General features: G+C 44.3%; 15 protein-coding genes. 8 read left to right on the top strand and 7 right to left on the bottom strand.

All coding sequences use genetic code 11. The features are described from left to right. Positions 1 to 223: 223 nt before the first annotated feature. From kaiC to QT992_RS00420, 4 genes are all read left to right on the top strand, one after another. Positions 224 to 1921 (top strand): circadian clock protein KaiC, encoded by a 1698-nt coding sequence (gene kaiC, locus QT992_RS00435; RefSeq protein WP_333342848.1) that lies wholly within the window; start codon positions 224 to 226, stop codon positions 1919 to 1921. 90 nt (positions 1922 to 2011) lie between these two features. Beyond that, positions 2012 to 2284 carry a circadian clock KaiB family protein gene (locus tag QT992_RS00430; protein WP_333342847.1) on the top strand — a complete coding sequence of 91 codons (273 nt, stop codon included), beginning with the start codon at positions 2012 to 2014 and terminating at the stop codon, positions 2282 to 2284. A gap of 24 nt (positions 2285 to 2308) precedes the next feature. Further along, positions 2309 to 2701 carry a circadian clock KaiB family protein gene (locus QT992_RS00425; RefSeq protein WP_333342846.1) on the top strand — a complete coding sequence of 131 codons (393 nt, stop codon included), beginning with the start codon at positions 2309 to 2311 and terminating at the stop codon, positions 2699 to 2701. Then, positions 2661 to 5381, top strand: a complete 2721-nt coding sequence (locus QT992_RS00420) for a PAS domain S-box protein (RefSeq protein ID WP_333376302.1) — start codon at positions 2661 to 2663, stop codon at positions 5379 to 5381. The genes QT992_RS00425 and QT992_RS00420 overlap by 41 nt, the downstream gene beginning before the upstream one ends. A 250-nt stretch (positions 5382 to 5631) precedes the next feature. On the opposite strand, the gene QT992_RS00415 is transcribed toward QT992_RS00420, so the two are convergent. From QT992_RS00415 to QT992_RS00390, 6 genes are all read right to left on the bottom strand, one after another. Further along, positions 5632 to 7041: a cation:proton antiporter gene (locus QT992_RS00415; protein WP_333342844.1), complete on the bottom strand. Its 1410-nt coding sequence runs from the start codon at positions 7039 to 7041 to the stop codon at positions 5632 to 5634. A gap of 343 nt (positions 7042 to 7384) precedes the next feature. After that, entirely contained in the window at positions 7385 to 8158 is a 774-nt protein-coding gene (hisA, locus tag QT992_RS00410; RefSeq protein WP_333314581.1) for a 1-(5-phosphoribosyl)-5-[(5-phosphoribosylamino)methylideneamino]imidazole-4-carboxamide isomerase, read from the bottom strand. Between the two features lie 146 nt (positions 8159 to 8304). Then, positions 8305 to 8982, bottom strand: coding sequence for a TIGR02117 family protein (locus tag QT992_RS00405; protein WP_333376300.1), 678 nt, complete (start codon positions 8980 to 8982; stop codon positions 8305 to 8307). Between the two features lie 143 nt (positions 8983 to 9125). After that, positions 9126 to 10328: a glycoside hydrolase family 10 protein gene (locus QT992_RS00400; RefSeq protein ID WP_333376298.1), complete on the bottom strand. Its 1203-nt coding sequence runs from the start codon at positions 10326 to 10328 to the stop codon at positions 9126 to 9128. 131 nt (positions 10329 to 10459) lie between these two features. Next, on the bottom strand, positions 10460 to 11599 hold the full coding sequence (locus tag QT992_RS00395) for a serpin family protein (RefSeq protein WP_333376296.1): 1140 nt from the start codon (positions 11597 to 11599) through the stop codon (positions 10460 to 10462). A gap of 113 nt (positions 11600 to 11712) precedes the next feature. Then, complete coding sequence (locus QT992_RS00390) at positions 11713 to 13122, bottom strand: amidohydrolase (protein WP_333376295.1); 1410 nt, start codon at positions 13120 to 13122, stop codon at positions 11713 to 11715. Between the two features lie 209 nt (positions 13123 to 13331). On the opposite strand from QT992_RS00390, the gene QT992_RS00385 reads away from it, so the two are divergent. From QT992_RS00385 to QT992_RS00370, 4 genes are all read left to right on the top strand, one after another. Continuing rightward, positions 13332 to 14102 (top strand): cysteine hydrolase family protein, encoded by a 771-nt coding sequence (locus QT992_RS00385; protein ID WP_333376293.1) that lies wholly within the window; start codon positions 13332 to 13334, stop codon positions 14100 to 14102. Between the two features lie 160 nt (positions 14103 to 14262). Next, positions 14263 to 14715, top strand: coding sequence for a cupin domain-containing protein (locus tag QT992_RS00380; protein WP_333336373.1), 453 nt, complete (start codon positions 14263 to 14265; stop codon positions 14713 to 14715). Between the two features lie 393 nt (positions 14716 to 15108). Continuing rightward, positions 15109 to 16701 carry a CocE/NonD family hydrolase gene (locus QT992_RS00375; RefSeq protein WP_333376290.1) on the top strand — a complete coding sequence of 531 codons (1593 nt, stop codon included), beginning with the start codon at positions 15109 to 15111 and terminating at the stop codon, positions 16699 to 16701. Between the two features lie 19 nt (positions 16702 to 16720). Continuing rightward, entirely contained in the window at positions 16721 to 17068 is a 348-nt protein-coding gene (locus QT992_RS00370; RefSeq protein ID WP_333336368.1) for a DUF952 domain-containing protein, read from the top strand. Positions 17069 to 17257: 189 nt separating this feature from the next. Here the strand turns inward: QT992_RS00370 and QT992_RS00365 are convergent, their stop codons facing one another. Further along, positions 17258 to 18508 carry a CCA tRNA nucleotidyltransferase gene (locus QT992_RS00365; protein WP_333376409.1) on the bottom strand — a complete coding sequence of 417 codons (1251 nt, stop codon included), beginning with the start codon at positions 18506 to 18508 and terminating at the stop codon, positions 17258 to 17260. Positions 18509 to 18544: the final 36 nt, after the last annotated feature.

Below are 18544 nucleotides of genomic sequence, written 5' to 3'. Positions count from 1 at the left end.
TAGCTTGCTGGGCTACCAAAGTGAGAGGCTCCCCCACGATGTAATCCGCCACATGCTGACGATTCCATGAAGAAACGAAAAGCTATGGATACTCAAGTGAGAAACAGTGCTATTGTTGATTGTATACAGTTAGTCAACACAAGAGCACTTTTTCCTCAAGTGTCGCAGGTATGATAGTTGTGCGCTTATGTAATTCCTATCAAAAAGGGATTTTGAATCTTTTATGGAGAAAATTCAAGAGTTAAAATTATCCAAATGCCCAACGGGAATTCAGGGACTCGATGAAATCACAGATGGAGGCTTGCCCCAAGGCCGACCTACCTTAATCTGCGGGTCAGCGGGTTGCGGTAAGACCTTATTTGGTGTGGAGTTTCTCGTGCGCGGAGCAACGCGGTACGGAGAACCAGGCGTTTTAGTCACCTTTGAAGAAACTGCGTCAGAAATTACCAAAAACGTCGCCTCTTTAGGGTGGAATTTAAATCAGTTAATTGCAGAAGGTAAAATATTAATTGATCATGTTTATATTGAACCCAGCGAAATTGAGGAAACAGGAGAATATGACCTTGAAGCCCTATTTCTTCGTCTAGGCTATGCGATCAAAAAAATTGGTGCTAAACGGGTACTGTTAGACACGATTGAAGTCTTGTTTTCTGGTTTAGCCAATTCCCACATTGTCCGAGCAGAAATACGCCGTTTATTTCATTGGTTAAAAGACCAAGGTGTGACAGCCGCGATCACAGGGGAGCGAGGAGATAACACCTTAACCCGTCAAGGTTTAGAAGAATACGTTTCGGATTGTGTGATCAAATTAGATCAAAAAACCTTTGAAGATATCGCCACAAGAACCCTTCAAGTTGTCAAGTATCGCGGCTCTCGTCATAGTAATAATGAATATCCTTTTTTAATTGAAGAAAATGGCATTTCGGTCTTACCCGTTACTTCCTTAAAATTAGACCATGTGGTTTCTAATGAGCGCATCTCAACGGGCATCGCGCAACTTGATGAAATGTTTGGCGGGCAGGGCTACTATCGGGGTAGCAGTATTCTTGTCACAGGCAGGGCTGGAACGGGGAAAACAACGCTTTCATCTTATTTTGCCCAAGCAACCTGCCTCAGAGGCGAACGGTGTTTATATCTCGCCACTGAAGAATCGCCCCAACAAATTATTCGCAATTTAAACTCGATTGGTCTTGACTTAGCCCTCTATGTAGAGCAGGGATTATTGCAATTTGATGCGGTACGTCCCACTAACTACAATTTAGAAATGCGTTTGTATAAAATCCATCGCTGGGTGCAAGACTTTCAACCAAGCACGATCATCATCGATCCGATGAGTAATCTCGTGTTGAGTGGGAGTTTGATTCAAACAAAAAACTTTTTCATGCGTTTAATTGACTATTTAAAGAGTAAGCAAATAACCGTTTTTATGACCAACTTAACGGCTGGTGATGCTGACCATGACCACGAACAGACAGAAGTGGGTGTTTCCTCTCTGATGGATACTTGGTTAGAGCTCCAAACGCTCAAGGTGAATGGGGAGCGCAATCGGATTCTCTATGCCCTCAAATCTCGCGGCATGATGCACTCAAATCAAGTACGGGAATTTATCGTCACCAAGGAAGGTGTAAAGTTGGTCGAGGTTTACTTGGGAGATGGCAAGGTATTAACAGGAACGGAAAGAGTCAATCAAGAACTAAAGGAAAAATCTGCCTCTCAAAAACGCCGACAGAATTTTGAACTCAAAAAACGTGAGTATGAACAAGAGAAAGAACTCGTACAAGCTCAGATAAATGCTCTACAAATGCAATTGCTCAATCGAGAGGCGGAGTTAGATTTGCTGCTTGAAGAAGAACAAGAGGAAGAAAAAGCGGTGCAGGAGAATCGAACCTTTATGGCAAGGTTACGTCATCTTAATCCCTAAAACATATCTCAAAGGATAAAAAACATGGCAGATCATCTAACAGATAATTTCTCAGATCCCACTAACACAAAAGGGTCAGAGATTTGGCAAATGCGATTATATGTGGCGGGACAAACACCTAAATCTTTGGTGGCTTTTGCCAATTTGAAGAAGATATGTGAGGAATATCTTCCGGGTCAATATACCATTGAAATTATTGACTTAAGTCAACAGCCGCAGCTAGCCATAGAACATAGCATCGTTGCTATACCCACTCTCGTTAGACAATTGCCAGAACCGATTAAAAAGATTATTGGTGATTTATCAAATACTGAAAAAGTTCTGGTAGGACTGCAAATTCTTCGTCAAGTCGATGAACAATAACTCATTAAGATATAGGTACTAACAATGATTGACTCCGAAGATGTTAAACCAACAATCACAGAACTTTTTGAAGAGGCTCTTTCTTCATCAAAGGAAGACCATTATATCCTACGTCTTTATATTTCAGGTACAACGATTCAATCGGTGACGGCGTTGCAAAACATCAAAAAGATTTGTGAGGAACATCTGCAAGGGCGTTATGAGTTAGAAGTTATTGATATTTATCAACAGACAGAAGCTGTTATTTCGGAGAACATTGTGGCTGTTCCCACCTTGATAAAAAAGTTACCTCTGCCCTTACAAAAGATGATTGGCAATTTATCGAATACAGAAAAAGTCTTACTTGGTCTTAATCTGGTGCAGAAAAAAAATATAATTGGAGAGCAAAATAATGAAGGATTCTCTGACCCCTCTTGAAAAAATGAGCCAAGAAGTCGAAACCCTACATGGGGAATTGGCCCAGGTGGAGGAACGCCTAAATATAGCGGAAGAAACGTTGCAGGCGATTCGTTGTGGGGAAGTTGATGCTGTTGTTGTTTCTACTCCGCAAGGAGATCGAGTTTTTACGCTTCAGGGGGCAGATTATGTTTATCAGTGTTTAGTGGAACAAATGGGCGAAGGAGCGGCTACCGTATCTTCTGAAGGTTTGATTTTGTACTGTAATAAGCGACTCTCAGAACTATTAAATTGTCCTTTAAAAAAGCTGATAGGCTCTCACTTAGAAACCTTTATTGCGCCCAAGGATAAAAAAGCATTTATACTATTTTTGCAGCAGGTTCAGACCGATGGAACTTTCACTAGAGAATTCTCTTTGCTCACAGCAACGGGAAATAAGGAAGTACCTGTTAAATTATCGTTGAAACAACTTCAGATAGATGAGGTTTTAGTTAATAGTATTATTGTTACTGATATTACAGAATCTAAAATAAAAGAAGCTGCGAAAATCAGTCAAATTCTCAACAGCGCGATCGCGGTTATTAAAAATTTTCGTCTTTTGACTGATGGTACTTTAGAGATTGATTCTTGGACAGGCGGAACTCAACAGATTTTTGGCTATAGCTTAGAAGCAGTGCAAGCAGATTCTGCCTTAATCCTAGCGAATATATTGCCCGAAGATCGAGAAAAAACGATCGCCTCATTGATCGAAAATATTCAAGCAGGGCGATCGGGTATTATCGAATATCGGTTTTTGCATGGCGATGGCACCCTTCGATGGCTTGCCTCAAACTATGTTGCTGAATGGGATAAAGAACAAGATTGTTGGGTGGGCGTAGAAATTATTACGGATATTACCCAAGGTAAAGAAACAGAGCAAAAAATTGCCGAACAAGCAGCCTTAATTGATATTGCTAGTGATGCCATTTTTGTAAAGGATTTAGACGATCGTATTTTATTTTGGAATAAAGGAGCTGAACGTTTATATGGTTGGTCAGAAGCCGAAGTTATAGGGCAGAAAACTCAAACCTTATTTAATCAACCCTGTCAACTAACTGAGTCGCTCCAAATCACTACCGAGGAAGGCAGTTGGCAGGGGGAAATAGAGCAAGTTACTAAAACAGGTAAGAATATAATCGTAGAATCTCGTAAAACACTGATAAAAAATCTATTTTTCCAATCCCGAGCTATCCTCGTTGTTAATAGTGATATTACTGAAAAAAAACAACTTGAAAAACAGTTTTACCATGCCCAGCGATTAGAGAGTTTAGGAACGTTAGCAAGTGGAATTGCCCATGATTTAAATAACATTCTCACCCCGATTTTGGGAGCTAGTCAAATGCTTCCTCTCAAAATTACCAATATGAATGAACCGACACAAAGACTGTTAAAACTCCTTTCGGGTAGTGCTAAACGTGGGGCTGAGTTGGTCAAGCAAATTCTTCTTTTTAGTCGAACAAGGGATGGTGAATCTGCAATATTACAACTAGGCTATTTGCTCCTAGAAGTGCTCGGTATTGCTCAACACACATTTCCCAAATCAATAACTATTTCGACTAAAATTCCCGCAAGGGAACTATGGACAATATCGGGTGATGCTACCCAGCTACACCAAGTATTTATGAATCTGATGATTAACGCTAGGGATGCCATGTCATCAGGAGGAACTTTGACCATCTCTGCCGAAAATTGCCCATTGGATGAAGATGATGCCCTGATGAATTTGGAAGCAAAAGCAGGCTGTTATGTGGCTGTGACGGTGGCTGATACAGGAATTGGTATTCCGCCAGAATTGTTAAACCGAATTTTTGACCCCTTTTTCACTACCAAGGAAGTTGGCAAAGGAACAGGGCTAGGATTATCAACAGTAATGGGGATTGTCAAAAATCATGGCGGTTTTATCAAGGTTTATAGCGAGTTGGGTAAGGGTACGGAATTTCAGGTTTTCTTTCCAGCTATAGAGGGAGAAGTGAGCCTCACAACCGTAGAACAAGCAATGCCTAGAGGTAAGGGCGAGTTGATTTTAATTGTTGATGATGAAGCCTCTATTCGAGAGATAACACAGACTTCTCTAGAAAACTATAACTACAGAACAATACTCGCTAGTGATGGGCTTGAAGCCATCGCTCTCTATAGGGAACATCAACAGGAAATTAGTGTCGTTTTAATGGATATGATGATGCCCAACCTAGATGGTGTTTCCGCAATGCGCGCGTTGCAAGAAATTAATCCTGGGGTGAAGATCATTGGGACTAGCGGAATCATTGCTAACAGAAAGCTGGCATTAGAGGCTAATGTCAAAACATTTTTGTTAAAACCTTACACGATCGCACAGTTATTACCAATGTTAACGGAGATACTGCCGCGAGACGAGAATAAAGCAAATTGCATCCCGCCCCGTACCTCTCAAGAGTCTTCTTCACTGCCGAGGGTTGAATTGTCTAGAGATGCTGTAGCAATGATGCCCCGCGAATGGGTACAGAAAATGTATGATGCGGCGTACTATTGTGATGGGGATCTCATGCTGCAATTAATTGAACAACTACCTACTTCTCAAGTGGCGATCGCGAATGCTCTCAAAGATTTAACGCTGAGTTTTAAAACGGATATCATTATGGAATTAACTGATTTATCTAAATTAGGGTTTACGAAAGATCCCTAGGAAGAGAAGGATATTAAAGTTGCTGAATAAAAAGTATTACGGGTAAAACAAGTTGGGCGATCGATTGACCATAATATCCCGGCCGGGGCGGGTTTTTGAGATTGTCAATTATTGGCAGATATGGGCAGGTTTACCCGCCCCTACCTGATGAAGGGTAATCGAGGGGACAGGATATTACGGGTAAAACAATTGGGACGATCGACATTTGTGTTTGTCCATCAGTCGATCGTCCAGACTCAAATTCCCTCAATCAAACGATTTTCTCGCTAGAAAGTTCCCCACTAGCAGGAGGCTCTACCGTATCGCCAAAGGCAACCCGCAGAAAAGGCGGCGCTAAAAATGTCGTCAGAATCACCATGATAATAATCGAGACTTCTAACGGTTTATCCAAAATCCCACTCGCCGAACCGATGCCGGCAAAAACTAACCCGACTTCGCCCCGAGGCACCATCCCCACTCCGATCGCCAATCGATTGATTCCCGGCAGACCAAACACCACCCAACCAGTCACCAGCTTGCCCAAAATCGCAACCACAACCAAAAATACGGCAATCAAAAGACCAGCCCGATTATCCGGCACTGTTGGGTTCAAAACCCCCACATCCGCCCGAGCTCCCACCGTTACAAAAAAGATAGGAACCAGCAAATCCGCGATGGGCTTCACCAATTCATCCAACTCCTCGCGGGCTTCGCTTTCATCCAACACCAAACCAGCCGCAAACGCACCCAAAATCGCTTCGAGATGAATTGCATTGCCCAGAAACGCCATGAAGAAAGCAAAGACAAATGCCGGGATGACTATATTGCCGCGAGTTTTGAGTTTCTCCACCACCGCAGTGAAGCTTTTGTTGAAGATGCCGCCCAACAGAATAGAACCCAACAGAAACGCAGTTGCACTGACAATCAAATAGATGACATTAACAACATCAATTTCACCGGTTTTCGCTAAACTGGCGACAACAGCCAGGACAATAATTCCCAGCACATCATCAATCACCGCCGCACCGACAATGATTTGACCTTCTTTAGATTTCAGCCGTCCTAGTTCAGACAACACTTTAGATGTAATTCCGATGCTGGTTGCCGTCAAAGCAGCCCCCGCAAAAATCGCCGGAATCGCCGCCGTGTGGAAAATTATCATCAAGCCCGCAGTACCTGCTGCAAAGGGAACTGCCACCCCGACACAAGCGACAACGACGGCTTGAGCCCCCACTTCTTTTAGTTGTCTGATATCCGACTCTAAGCCAATTTCAAACAGCAGAATAATCACGCCTATTTCAGCCAGCACTGAAATGACTTCACTCTGCGATTCAAACACACTGGTGAGGGCGGCAGGAGACAGATGATTAATCGATTGCACAACTGTCATAATCCCTGAGTCTGAGGCTGACAGCCCTGCTTCGGGAAAAACGACTAGGTGTAAAGCAGATACGCCAACAATTACCCCTGCTACAAGTTCACCCAAAACCGGCGGAAAATCGAATTTTCTAGCCGCTTCCGCGCCTAATTTACTGGCGAGATAAATCACTACCAAAGTGAGCAAAACTCCGCTGAGGACGATCGGCGAATTTTCTGCCTCGACTGTTGCTAACAGAGGTATGGGAGCAACTAGGGATGCCATCCCAGAACTTAAAGCTGTAATTGTATGGTTCAAAAACATGGTTACGATGATGGTAAGAAAGACGATTCTACGTTAATTGATGATTGAATTTATGAAGTGTAGTAGGGACACTCCAAGAGCCCATTAGTGTCAACTTAAGCCGAAAGACCGCCAGGGACTGAAGTCCCTGTCTAATAGCGAAAGTCCTCGCTATGAGGACTGATGAGTTGTTACCCATTTCTTTAGTCCTCATAGCGAGGACTTGTGCTTTGAGACAGGGGTTTCAACCCCTGTCGGACTGCGGGTTTGACGTGGAAAGTTGACACTCCTTGGGCGAAAGCCTTTGTCCCTACGGGGATTGAGCCATAGGCGGGTATACTTCATAAATGTGGAATTTGCTATATCAAGCAAAGCTTGAAGAACCCAAATCGGGCGGTACATCCTGCCACCGCCCTTGTCCGACTGCTTGAATTGCTTCTTTTAGCAAGATATCGCCGGTATAAATTGCCCTACCAACGATCGCACTTTTGACACCAATTGGTTCCAAAGCCAGCAAACTCAACAAATCGGCGATCGAACTAACGCCGCCGGAAGCAATCACCGGAATCGAAATAGCGTTAGCAATCTCGCGCAAAGATTCCAAATTCGGCCCTTCCATAGTACCGTCACGGTGAATGTCGGTGTAAATAATTTCAGCCGCCCCTAACTCGGCCATTTTTTGCGCCAATTCTGTGGCTAAAACTTCCGAAGTTTCTAGCCAGCCTCTAGTAGCAACTTTACCATTTCTGGCATCGATGCCGACCAGAATTCGATCGGGAAATTCGGCGCACAATTCGCCGACTAATTGCGGTTGTTCGACGGCGACAGTGCCGAGAATGACGCGCCGCACGCCTAAATTGAGGATACCAGCAACCGAGGCGCGATCGCGCATTCCCCCACCTACTTGACAGGGAACGTCTACCGATCGGACGATCGCTTCAATGGCTGCTTGGTTGACTGGATGACCTGCTTTGGCACCGTCGAGGTCTACTAAATGCAGCATTGTCGCGCCTTCATTTACCCACTGTCTCGCGACTTCGACGGGGTTGTCGTTAAAAGTTTGAGACTTCGCGTAGTCTCCCTGATACAATCTGACGCATTTTCCATCCAATAAGTCGATCGCTGGAATTACATTCATAATTTTTCCTCAAATTGCTAATTATACCAGTTAAAAAAAAGAATGCAACTTTAGGCAATATCCAAACCCATACATAATCATTCATTCCGAATTCTAAAATCTAAAATCTCAAATCTAAAATCTAAAATCGTATTACCTAATACCATTTATTTGGGACATTCGCAACCGCTATTTAAATGAAACATAATCGCCGAAGAAAGCGTTGACCATAAAGGAGTATTGACATCGGTTTTTTGCAAAGCTTCGGCAGTCCAGTCGTTGCAAGTTCTCAAAATAGAGTAACTGCCTTTTGCTTCATAAAAACTATCGCTGTTGCCGTAGCCGTAGCTAATTTTAATTCTATTACCGGCTGCGTCTAATAGGAATGAATTTTTAATAAAATTTACCATATTACGATAATTTTCGCCGCTGATTTTAACACATTTGGTTTCTATAATTGAGGGGAAAACCCGATAACTTTGAACGTGTACGGTAGACGGAGTAGCGAGAAATAGCGCCTTGAAAGCTGTAACTGGGTTGATACTTCCTGATGTGGGAGTTTCCAACATAAAAGCTCTATCTCCCCAGCCAAAAGACAAATATTGATAATCAGAAGTGGCATCCCGCCCTATTTCTGTTAGCGGTAAAAATTGATTCCAGTCAAAATATTCATTTTTAACTGGAACGATGATTTCGGTGTGAATGCCTTGGTTGGAAATGTATAGAGAGATTGTGCAATCTGCTTGCGAGTAATTTCCCCACTTTCGGGGAGTGAGATAGCCAATTATTAGGAAAGCGGTCAAAGATAAGATGACAATTCCTAAGCGCTGTATGATTTTTCTCATTTTAACCGTGGGTTTCAAATTCGGGAGCATCTCAGTTTTGTAAAAAGCATTTTTTTTATTGTAGTGCGAGCGTCCCCGCTCGCGTATTGTACAATACGCGAGCGGGGACGCTCGCACTGTAAATGCAAAACTGAGATGCTCCCTCAAATTCTGCCTTCGGATGGCGGGCGCTGCATCTTTGTGGGAAAGAATTCTTGCAAGGCATAATTGCGCTGTTCGGGGGTTTCCCTAGCCCAATTCGACAAACTTTCGTAGAAAAAGAACGACACGCCAGCGAAATCTCTTTTTCGCACTTCTTGCACTTGTTCTTGAATTTGTTTGAGGGGAACGGAATTATTTTTAAGACCTGTTAAAATGCCGATCGCAGTTGGAATGTTAAGTTTAGCCAGTTTAACTTCTTCCCGTTCCAGTTCGGCACTAAAACGCTTGATATCGCTGCGATAAACCTGCAACACAATTTCGTCGATGAAGCCGCGTCTTTCCCAGGTAAACCAGTCCTGCAAGTGGGCGGGTAAAGCAAAGTGAAAAGGGTTCGGAGATAAGCTGACAATACATTTTTCTTTGCGGGATTTGATGGCGCGGGAAACTCGCCCCACGAAGTCGTTGATTTTGTCAGCGCGCCAGCGCACCCAAAAGGTTTCGCGGGGGTCGTTGGAGGGAGGGCTTTTGATTTGTTCCTGATACATTGACACTGTTAGCGGCTCGTAGCCAAATTCTACTGGCAAGCCAAAATGGTCGTCAAATTGAATGCCATCTATATCATAATTATCGACAACTTCTAGGATTAAATCTAAGATAAATTGCTGCACTTGGGGATGAAAGGGATTCAGCCAAACTCGATCGTGTTTGCCTTCTTTCCAAATAGTTGAACCGTCGCGCCGCTGCGCCAGCCAGTCGGGGTGAAGTGTGGCTAATTCTGATTCGGCGGGAGCCATGAAACCAAACTCAAACCAGGGGATTACTGCTATACCTTTTTGGTGGGATTGTGCTATAATTTCTTTGAGGATGTCTCGGTCTTTCAATCCGGGCGATGGGTCGATCGACTGTCCGAATACTCGTTGGGCTGCAGCACTCGGATAAAGCGTATAGCCTCCTTGCCAAACCGTGGGATAGATGGTATTAAAATTGAGTTTATCCAGTCGGTTTACAGCGTCAATGATGTTGTTGCGGGAGAAGATAACGTCGCTGTCAATGTTCGTCAGCCAGACGCCGCGCAATTCGGTTGTTGGGGTGGTGGGCGGGGTTTGGGCCAAGAGACGCGGGGATAAAATCGCGGAGGAGGTAAGGGCGATCGTAAAAACAACTATTAAACCCAGTATCCGCTGCCATTTGTGTACTTTAATCATCAATTTGTCGCAAATATGATTATTTTTAGACTGATATTTTACCGTATAATTAGCTTGTTAGGGTGCTTCAGCGAAGGTTATTTTATTAAAAGTCACTCGAACATTTCCTGACGCACCTAATATTTTTGATATTATTGGGGGTCAACGATGTTACCCATAAATAATATTGTTCCTGTAGTATTGTCTCGAATGGCACAAAAGAATGGACGGTTGACATTCATTTCAAAAGCCGGCATAGATCTCGTCATCTCTATTACAGTCACGGCTGCTGCTTCTGTACCTTCTTCGTTAACTTCGACAAATGTCTTGTGTTTTACCGATTCTACTGCTACTTGGCTATCAGTCATCGGGGAAAAGTCTGTTTTCAATCCACCGAAAAATTCTGCCATTCCCAAAGCTATAAGTGTGTCTTTCAGTTGAACTTCATACTCCATTTTGAAGCGCGGTATTTCAATCATTCCACTTTTAACTCTAAATTCTTGCATCCATTTATCCCAGTTTTCTGGTGTTAATTGCTGCGAGAAAGTTGCCAAATTGGTATGGGAGTTTGGCAAGAAAATATACATACTCAGAGCGCCTTTTTTGCCGTAAGGTAAACTGACTGCTTGAAAAGTGTCTGTTTCGTAGCACCGATAAGAGCCCATCTGGGACATCATTGGATGCTGTTTGGAACTGCTGTCTGTTAAATAAAAAGTTTTGTTGGCAGTTTCAGATTTATCAAAGGGCGTTTCCCAGTTGCCTTTGAAATAGATGGCGTTAATCAAAAACAAAAGTGTATTAGGGTTGATTTTAGTGACTATTTTATCAATTTTTCCGTGAGTTTTTTCGCTCACCCAGTTGTTAATGATGCTGAGAGCTTCTTGCGGACTATCAAAGTCTATTTCGGTAAGATTGGCTTGGTAGTATTGTTGATTTATTTGCAAAAATTCGGGTTTTAATGAGAAGCCTTGTCTGACCAAAAGCGCGTTGGCAATTGATACTTGAACCTTGGGGTCATCTTTTTGCAAACTCTTTTGCAAATTGTGATTGGCTGCGTTGATTGCTTTTGGACTCATTTTCGTTAATTCGAGAGCTTTTGTCATTTCTTGTTTGGTTTCTCCGCTGACTCCGTTGTATGCCATTGACAGTGCGAGGGCGACAGAAGTAGGGGAAATAAAGATATTTTGATTCGGCTGTTGTTTGCTGAGGGTGTTGAACAAGTTAAAGCCAAATTTAATATTAGCTGCAACAAGTCTGGCGTCTACATTTATCTGGTTGTTAGGGGGTGTCATGGCTAGAAGTTCTAAGTGATTGGGATGTGGGAGGTTGATTGCGTTAATTTTTAGTTGCCGCGCTAATTATGTGATTCAACCGGACATGATATCATATTCTATTGGTTGTTTTTTTAAGAATAACCTTGCAGGTTCATGACTTTTCGATAGTGGGCTTCTATTTCACTTACTGTTTGCGATTGACGCTTGCTAGTCCACTCGCTGCGATCGAATAATTCCCGCCTCAAAGCATCAACATCGATCGTTTTCACCTTACCTTCGGCGACAATTTGCTTGCCGTTTACCCAAACGCCGTCTACCGCATTAGTCGGGCGTCCCAAAATCAGCAAGCCGATCGGATCGGTGCGCGGCAGCAATGATAAACTGGTTAAATCATACAGCACAAAATCGGCTTTTTTACCGACTGTCAGCGAACCCATTTCATCGGCGAGATTCAAGCCTTTTGCTCCTCCCAGGGATGCCATTTCTACAGACTGGCGCGGTGTAATCCATTGGCGGTAATCCAAATCCGTGATATTGTGCAAAATCGAACCAATTTTAATGGCTTCCAGCAAATCTTGAGAGTCATTGCTAGCAGCGCCGTCGCAGCCAAAAGATACGTTGACTCCCGCTTGACGGTATTTCAAAATCGGTGCAATGCCGCTTCCTAGCCGCAAGTTGCTGAGGGGATTGTGTACGACTGTCGCTCCCGTTTCTGCCATAATCGCAATGTCGGAATCGTCCAGCCAAACGCAGTGCGCTAAGGAAGTCCGGGGACTCAAATAACCAATTCTTTGCAGGTGTTCGACAGCGCTACAGCCGTATTTTTCATGAGCTAACTGTTTTTGAGCGGGGGTTTCCAAGAGGTGGGCGTGGCGGCAAAGATTGTAGCGATCGCTCAATTCGATGCAGCCTTCAAACAAAGCATCGGAACACAGTTGAATTCCCGTCGGCGCCAACAACATATTAACACCTTTTTCGGGATTGTGAAACTGTTTTATGGCTGTTTCCATTAATTCCAAAGTTGCCTTAGTCGATCGAATGTAAGCCGCGTGTTCGATGCCGCTCTCGCCCGCCGGCATTCCCGCCGTCAGGGATTCATCTTGAATTAATGGCCCGATAAAAGCGCGGATGCCGATTTCTTGATAAGCGCGAACTGCGGCGGCGATTGTCTCTAATTCTTGCCCCGGAATCAAAACTAAATGATCGACTACGCTTGTACCGCCCGACAGCAATGTTTCTACCGCAGTTCCCAAGGCACTCAAGTAAACTTGTTCGGGATCGAGAGGTGTAAAATCGTATAATTCGGCAATCCATAATTCCAGCGGCAAAGGGGGAATTATGCCCCGTTGCCACATTTCTGAAGAGTGAGTGTGCGCGTTGACAAAACCGGGTAGCAGCAGCTTATTTTTGCCGTTAATAACTGTTCCCGCAGGTTTTAACTTAGGCCCGATCGCACTTATGCAATTATCCACCACTTGCACATCTGCGGTTTCATAACCGCTCTCAACCGGAATTAAAGCATTTTGAATTGTAAAGCTCATAGATTTACCCTTTTTATAAATTTACCGTGATTTTTATTTGATGATTCCCAGGCGTTAACATTTGCGATCGCCTGTAATAAAGTTAATAAATCCTAAAATTTCTCAAAAAGTTGCCACGGATACTTAATTATAACAAAGATTTAAGATATGACAAGTTAGTAACAATCAAATAGTTATAAGATTGAAATTGTTTTTGAGCCAAAATCCCTATGAATCCTGATTCTCTCCGCACCTTGGGCGTACCGCCGAATGCTTGGAAAGTTGATGCAAAAATTGCCGATATCACCCGATCGCCGATCGCGCCTCAACCTGTTACCCTGGAAACAGAAACTAAAACCCTGCGTTTGGACTTAGCAAAAGCAGCAATGTTGGTGATAGATATGCAAAACGATTTCTGTCATCCCGACGGTTGGCTAGCACATATTGGCGTAGATGTAACGCCCGCCCGAACTCCAATTAATCCTTTAAAAAATTTGCTGCCAAAATTGCGATCGCACGCAGTACCAATTATTTGGATTAACTGGGGGAACCGCCCCGATTTGCTCAATATTAGTGCAGCTTCCCGTCACGTTTACAATCCCACAGGATCCGGCGTAGGTTTGGGAGATCCGCTGCCAAAAAACAACGCACCTGTACTGATGGCAGGGAGTTGGGCGGCCGCCGTTGTCGATGAATTAAAACCCAAACCGGAGGATATTTGCGTTGATAAATATCGGATGAGCGGCTTTTGGGATACTCCTTTAGATAGTATCTTGCGGAACCTCGGTAGAACTACACTTTTCTTTGGAGGAGTAAACGCCGATCAGTGCGTCATGGCTACGCTGCAAGATGCTAATTTTCTCGGTTACGATTGTATTTTAGTCAAAGATTGTACAGCTACGACATCTCCAGAGTATTGCTGGCAAGCTACTCTTTATAACGTTAAACAATGTTTTGGCTTTTTGTCAGATTCTCAGGCTATGTTAGAAGCAATTAAATAGCAGTCAGCAATGATTCCTAGAATGAGTGTAGGGGCAATCCCCCCGTGGTTGCCCCTCTTGATTAAGAAACTGAGTAGGCGGGTACGGGGCTGGGCGGGCACGGGGCTGGGCGGGCACGGGGGCACCGCCCCTACGATAATTAACAATTAAACACAAAAAAATGACAAACCAGTGCGTGATTCCTGTTATAAAGTCTCCGAAAGACTACCAAGCATTTCGCATCAGTCCGGGCGATACTAATAGATTAGCTATCGTCTTCGATCCGGTAATAGCTAATGTTTCATTAACAGTTTGCGTGGAGATTTTCGATGTGGGGGGCAAAACTCCTCCCAACCGCCATCAATTTGCAGTAGAAATGTTTTTTGTACTCAAAGGAACAGGGCAAGCAACCTGCGACGGCAAAACAGTTAGTATTCAACCGGGAGATAGTTTGTTAGTGCCTCCAACAGGCACTCACGTAATTGAGAATACGGGCAGTGAACGTTTGTACACTTTGTGCATCATGGTGCCGAATGAGGATTTTGTGGAACTAATTCGCAGCGGCACACCAGTCGAACTCGATGAGGAAGATATGAGAGTTCTTGGGCGATCGGATGTCCTCGTATCGTGCTAGGTTTTTAGTATAGCAGTTTTTAATTGGATGAAATACAGGACACGGCATTGCCCAAAGCGTGTCAACTTAAGCTATCAGTCCGCCAGTCCTCCCGCGCACCCGCCATTCCGCCAGGGACTGAAGTCCCTGTCTAATAGCTAAAGTCCTCTAAAGAGGACTAATGAGTTGAAAAGTGTTTTTCTTAGTCCTCTTTAGAGGACTTTAGCTTTGAGGCAGGGGTTTCAACCCCTGCCGGAATATGGGTTGTACGTTAATTGGACACCAATGGGCAGTGCCGTGTCCCTACGAACAATTATCAGGTTTGTAGTAAGGATCTCAGTCCTTTATCAGAACTTTTTTATTTGATGTTTTGTAGGATTTATGCTGAAACTTTGTCCGAAAGAAACAGCGTCAATGCTAACTAAAGATGGCGTGCGTTTAGATGCTGACATCTACCGCCCCGATGCGGAGGGCGAATTTCCAGTATTATTAATGCGGCAACCTTACGGAAGGGATCTCGCCTCTACAGTAGTATATTCCCATCCCGCATGGTACGCCAAACACGGCTACATCGTTGTCATCCAAGACGTGCGGGGACGAGGCACTTCCGAAGGCGAATTTAACCTATTTGTTAGCGAAACACAAGACGGTTTTGATAGCGTCAATTGGGCAGCTAATTTGCCGGGAAGTAACGGCAAAGTCGGAATGTACGGTTTTTCCTACCAAGGCATGACTCAACTCTACGCGGCGGCTGCTAAACCGAGGGCTTTAATCACAATTTGTCCGGCAATGGTAGGCTGCAATTTATACGCAGATTGGGCCTATGAAGGCGGCGCATTTTGCCTGCAATCAAATCTCGGCTGGGCAATTCAGCTAGCCGCAGAAACCGCTCGCTTAAAAGCCGATATTTCTGCCTATCAAGCCTTGTATGCAGCTTCGAGAAATCTCCCGCTATACGATACCGTGCCGGCGCGTCCTGAGATTATTAAAAATCTCGCACCCGACTCATATTATCACCATTGGTTGGATAATTATCTACCCAGCGAGTATTGGGAAAACTTATCGCCAAACATCAAAAATTTAGACTTGCCAATGCTGCACGTTGGCGGTTGGTTTGATACTTATTTGCGGGGAACAATCCATCTTTACAAGGAAATGGCAAGCCAGAGTTCCTGTCCGCAGCATTTGATAATTGGCCCTTGGGCGCATTTACCTTGGGGGCGAAAAGTTGGAGCGTTGGATTATGGTTTTGCAGCTTCAAATCCTGTGGATGAGTTGCAAATTCGCTGGTTCGATCGCTTCCTCAAAGGATTTGATACAGGAATATTAGACGAACGACCGATTTCGCTATTTGAGATGGGGAGGAATGATTGGCGGAAATTTGATAAATGGCCTAATAATAATCATAAATCTTATTTTTTAGCAAGTACCGGACTTGCCGCGATGAGAGAAGATGCGGGTATTTTAACAGAGAGTTGCGCGGATGTTTGCACTGATGATATATTCGTCCATGACCCTTGGCGGCCGGTGCCATCGTCGGGAGGTCACGCTGCGTTTCCTGCAGGTGCGATGGAGCGATCGACTATTGACTGCCGCACCGATGTTTTAACATACACTTCGGCACCGCTAACAGCCGATTTGCACTTAGCTGGAGATATAATTATCGAAGTATTTTGTACCGCAGATGCGCCGAGTTTTGATTTGTGTGCGATACTTTCTGAGGTAAAAGATAGCGGCCGCGTATACAATTTTACTCAAGGTTATGTGCGGGTGAATTCAGGTGAAACACCTGTGAGAATTGTGCTGCAAGCAACTTGTATGCAAATTGCCAAAGGTAATGCCTTGCGTCTGAGTTTGAGTGCGGCTTGTTTTCCCGCTTACGACGTGAATCCGGGAACGGGTGCGCCGGGCGGTGAAGCGCGGGCGATCGATGCTAAAATTATCACACTGACAGTAAGTTGTGGCGGGAATTGTCCCTCTCAAATTTTGCTGCCAATTGTCAATTAAACCTAGAACTTATTCAATTATGAGCATTATTTTTCACATCACCCGCAGCCAACAGTGGGAAGAAGCAAAACAAGTTCAATCTTATCGCGGCGATACGCTAGATACAGAAGGATTTATCCACTGTTCGACACTGCCGCAAGTTCTTAAATCTGCTAATAAATTTTTTGTGGGACAAACAGGATTGCTGCTGCTTTCGATTGACTCGGACAAAGTGGAAGCTGAACTTAAGTATGAATTGGCGGCGGGTGAGAATTACCCGCACATTTACGGGCCGCTGAATGTTGATGCTGTGTTGAAAGTGGTTGAGTTTGAACCGGGTGCAGATGGCAAGTTTGAATTGCCGGAAGAATTAAGGGATGTTGTTTAAGATTCTGATTTTTGAGCATAGTCAACTAACTTTTTAGGGCGGGCTAGAAGCCCAACCCCTACTCCCCACGGGAAATTTTATCTTTTTAGGGCGGGCTAGAAGCCCAACCCCTACTCCCCACAAGAAATTTTATCTTTTGTGGAACGGGCATCTTGCCCGTTCTAATTTCTGCAATCTATCAATTTAAACTTACTGATCAACCAACTCTGCCGCCAATTTCAGCGCCTCTTCGCGAGTCGCAATTCTCCCCTCAACCCGCGCTAATTGAATCTCCATTAAAAATTGACCGATGCGCGGACTTCTCGGCAAATTTAAATATTCCATTAAATCATTGCCGCTAACTAATTGTGTGGGATGAGCAATAATATCATCAGCATCCAGATAGCGATTAATTAACAGTGAAATCTCATCTACCTTAATGCCCGCCGCCACCGCCAAAACCGCTAAAACCGGAAATACTATTCCCACATCCCGAAACAAAAAATACTGTTCTCGCAAAGACATTTGGGCGATAGGTTTTGCTTGCAATTGTGGCAAGTATTTCAAAAGCCCGATCGCACTTTTAATCTCCGCATTGCTGTACTTCAACCGCAGCAACTGCGTTTCAGCAATTGTCGGGTCGGAATCTGCCAAAACAGCCAACTTCGCAACCGCCAACAACGGCGTTTTAATCGTATCTCGAATCGATCGCGAAAATTCTCTCCCTAATTCCGGGTAAATTGCCGCTAATTGGTCAGCAGACGCGTCAATTTTTGTCAAAATATCAAAACGGTCGATCGCACTTTCAAACCAAATCGAAAACAAACCATCTTCGCAACCGCGACAAATCCAAGGAACACCGTCAGGATTGCTCAACAAATAACCCAATTCCGTCCGCACCCGTTCCACGGCTACCCGACTCAACAGCGGCGCCAATTCCCGAATCGCCGATTGAGTTTCAGCTTCGATCGCAAAACCCAACTGCGCCGCTTGGCGGTAAGCTCTTAATAACCTTAGCGGATCGTCCTCCAAATTTGACCGCGAAACCATCCGCAGCAAACCCAACCGCAAATCAGTTTGACCGTCCAAAGGATCGATGATTTCTCCTGTAAAAGGATTGCAGGCGATCGCATTTATCCGAAAATCCCGGCGCAGCAAATCCCCCTCCAGACTCCCCCCTTCCGCCTGCGCCAAATCCACCGTACCGCCCGCAAATACAACCCGCGCAATTTGGCGTTCCGCATCCAACAAGACAAATCCACCATTCGTGCGATCGGCAATTTTTCGAGCAGTCTTCACGGCCCGTGTTAGCATAACGAAATCTAAATCAAAATAGTGCGATCGCCTCCCCAGCAGCGCATCCCGCACCGCACCGCCCACCAGATAAGCAGGCGGTGTCAGCAGTTCCAAATCAAACGGCCAAGAATCAGGAGATAATGAAGAGGGCAAATTAATCGGCATCGCAACAAAAATCAACAAACTTACAAACAATTAAGC

It is taken from the genome of Microcoleus sp. T3_D1 (assembly GCF_036700405.1).
GTDB lineage: Bacteria > Cyanobacteriota > Cyanobacteriia > Cyanobacteriales > Microcoleaceae > Microcoleus.
Note: the sequence above shows the minus strand (reverse complement) of the source record. Positions and strands in the feature narration are given on the sequence as shown.

Coding starts and splice junctions, on each gene's coding strand:
- QT992_RS00365 (WP_333376409.1), bottom strand. CDS start 18,508: ATGCCGATTAATTTGCCCTCTTCATTATCTCCTGATTCTTGGCCGTTT.
- QT992_RS00400 (WP_333376298.1), bottom strand. CDS start 10,328: ATGATTAAAGTACACAAATGGCAGCGGATACTGGGTTTAATAGTTGTT.
- QT992_RS00415 (WP_333342844.1), bottom strand. CDS start 7,041: ATGTTTTTGAACCATACAATTACAGCTTTAAGTTCTGGGATGGCATCC.
- QT992_RS00395 (WP_333376296.1), bottom strand. CDS start 11,599: ATGACACCCCCTAACAACCAGATAAATGTAGACGCCAGACTTGTTGCA.
- QT992_RS00370 (WP_333336368.1), top strand. CDS start 16,721: ATGAGCATTATTTTTCACATCACCCGCAGCCAACAGTGGGAAGAAGCA.
- QT992_RS00425 (WP_333342846.1), top strand. CDS start 2,309: ATGATTGACTCCGAAGATGTTAAACCAACAATCACAGAACTTTTTGAA.
- kaiC (WP_333342848.1), top strand. CDS start 224: ATGGAGAAAATTCAAGAGTTAAAATTATCCAAATGCCCAACGGGAATT.
- QT992_RS00375 (WP_333376290.1), top strand. CDS start 15,109: ATGCTAACTAAAGATGGCGTGCGTTTAGATGCTGACATCTACCGCCCC.
- QT992_RS00405 (WP_333376300.1), bottom strand. CDS start 8,982: ATGAGAAAAATCATACAGCGCTTAGGAATTGTCATCTTATCTTTGACC.
- QT992_RS00380 (WP_333336373.1), top strand. CDS start 14,263: ATGACAAACCAGTGCGTGATTCCTGTTATAAAGTCTCCGAAAGACTAC.
- QT992_RS00390 (WP_333376295.1), bottom strand. CDS start 13,122: ATGAGCTTTACAATTCAAAATGCTTTAATTCCGGTTGAGAGCGGTTAT.
- QT992_RS00430 (WP_333342847.1), top strand. CDS start 2,012: ATGCGATTATATGTGGCGGGACAAACACCTAAATCTTTGGTGGCTTTT.
- QT992_RS00385 (WP_333376293.1), top strand. CDS start 13,332: ATGAATCCTGATTCTCTCCGCACCTTGGGCGTACCGCCGAATGCTTGG.
- hisA (WP_333314581.1), bottom strand. CDS start 8,158: ATGAATGTAATTCCAGCGATCGACTTATTGGATGGAAAATGCGTCAGA.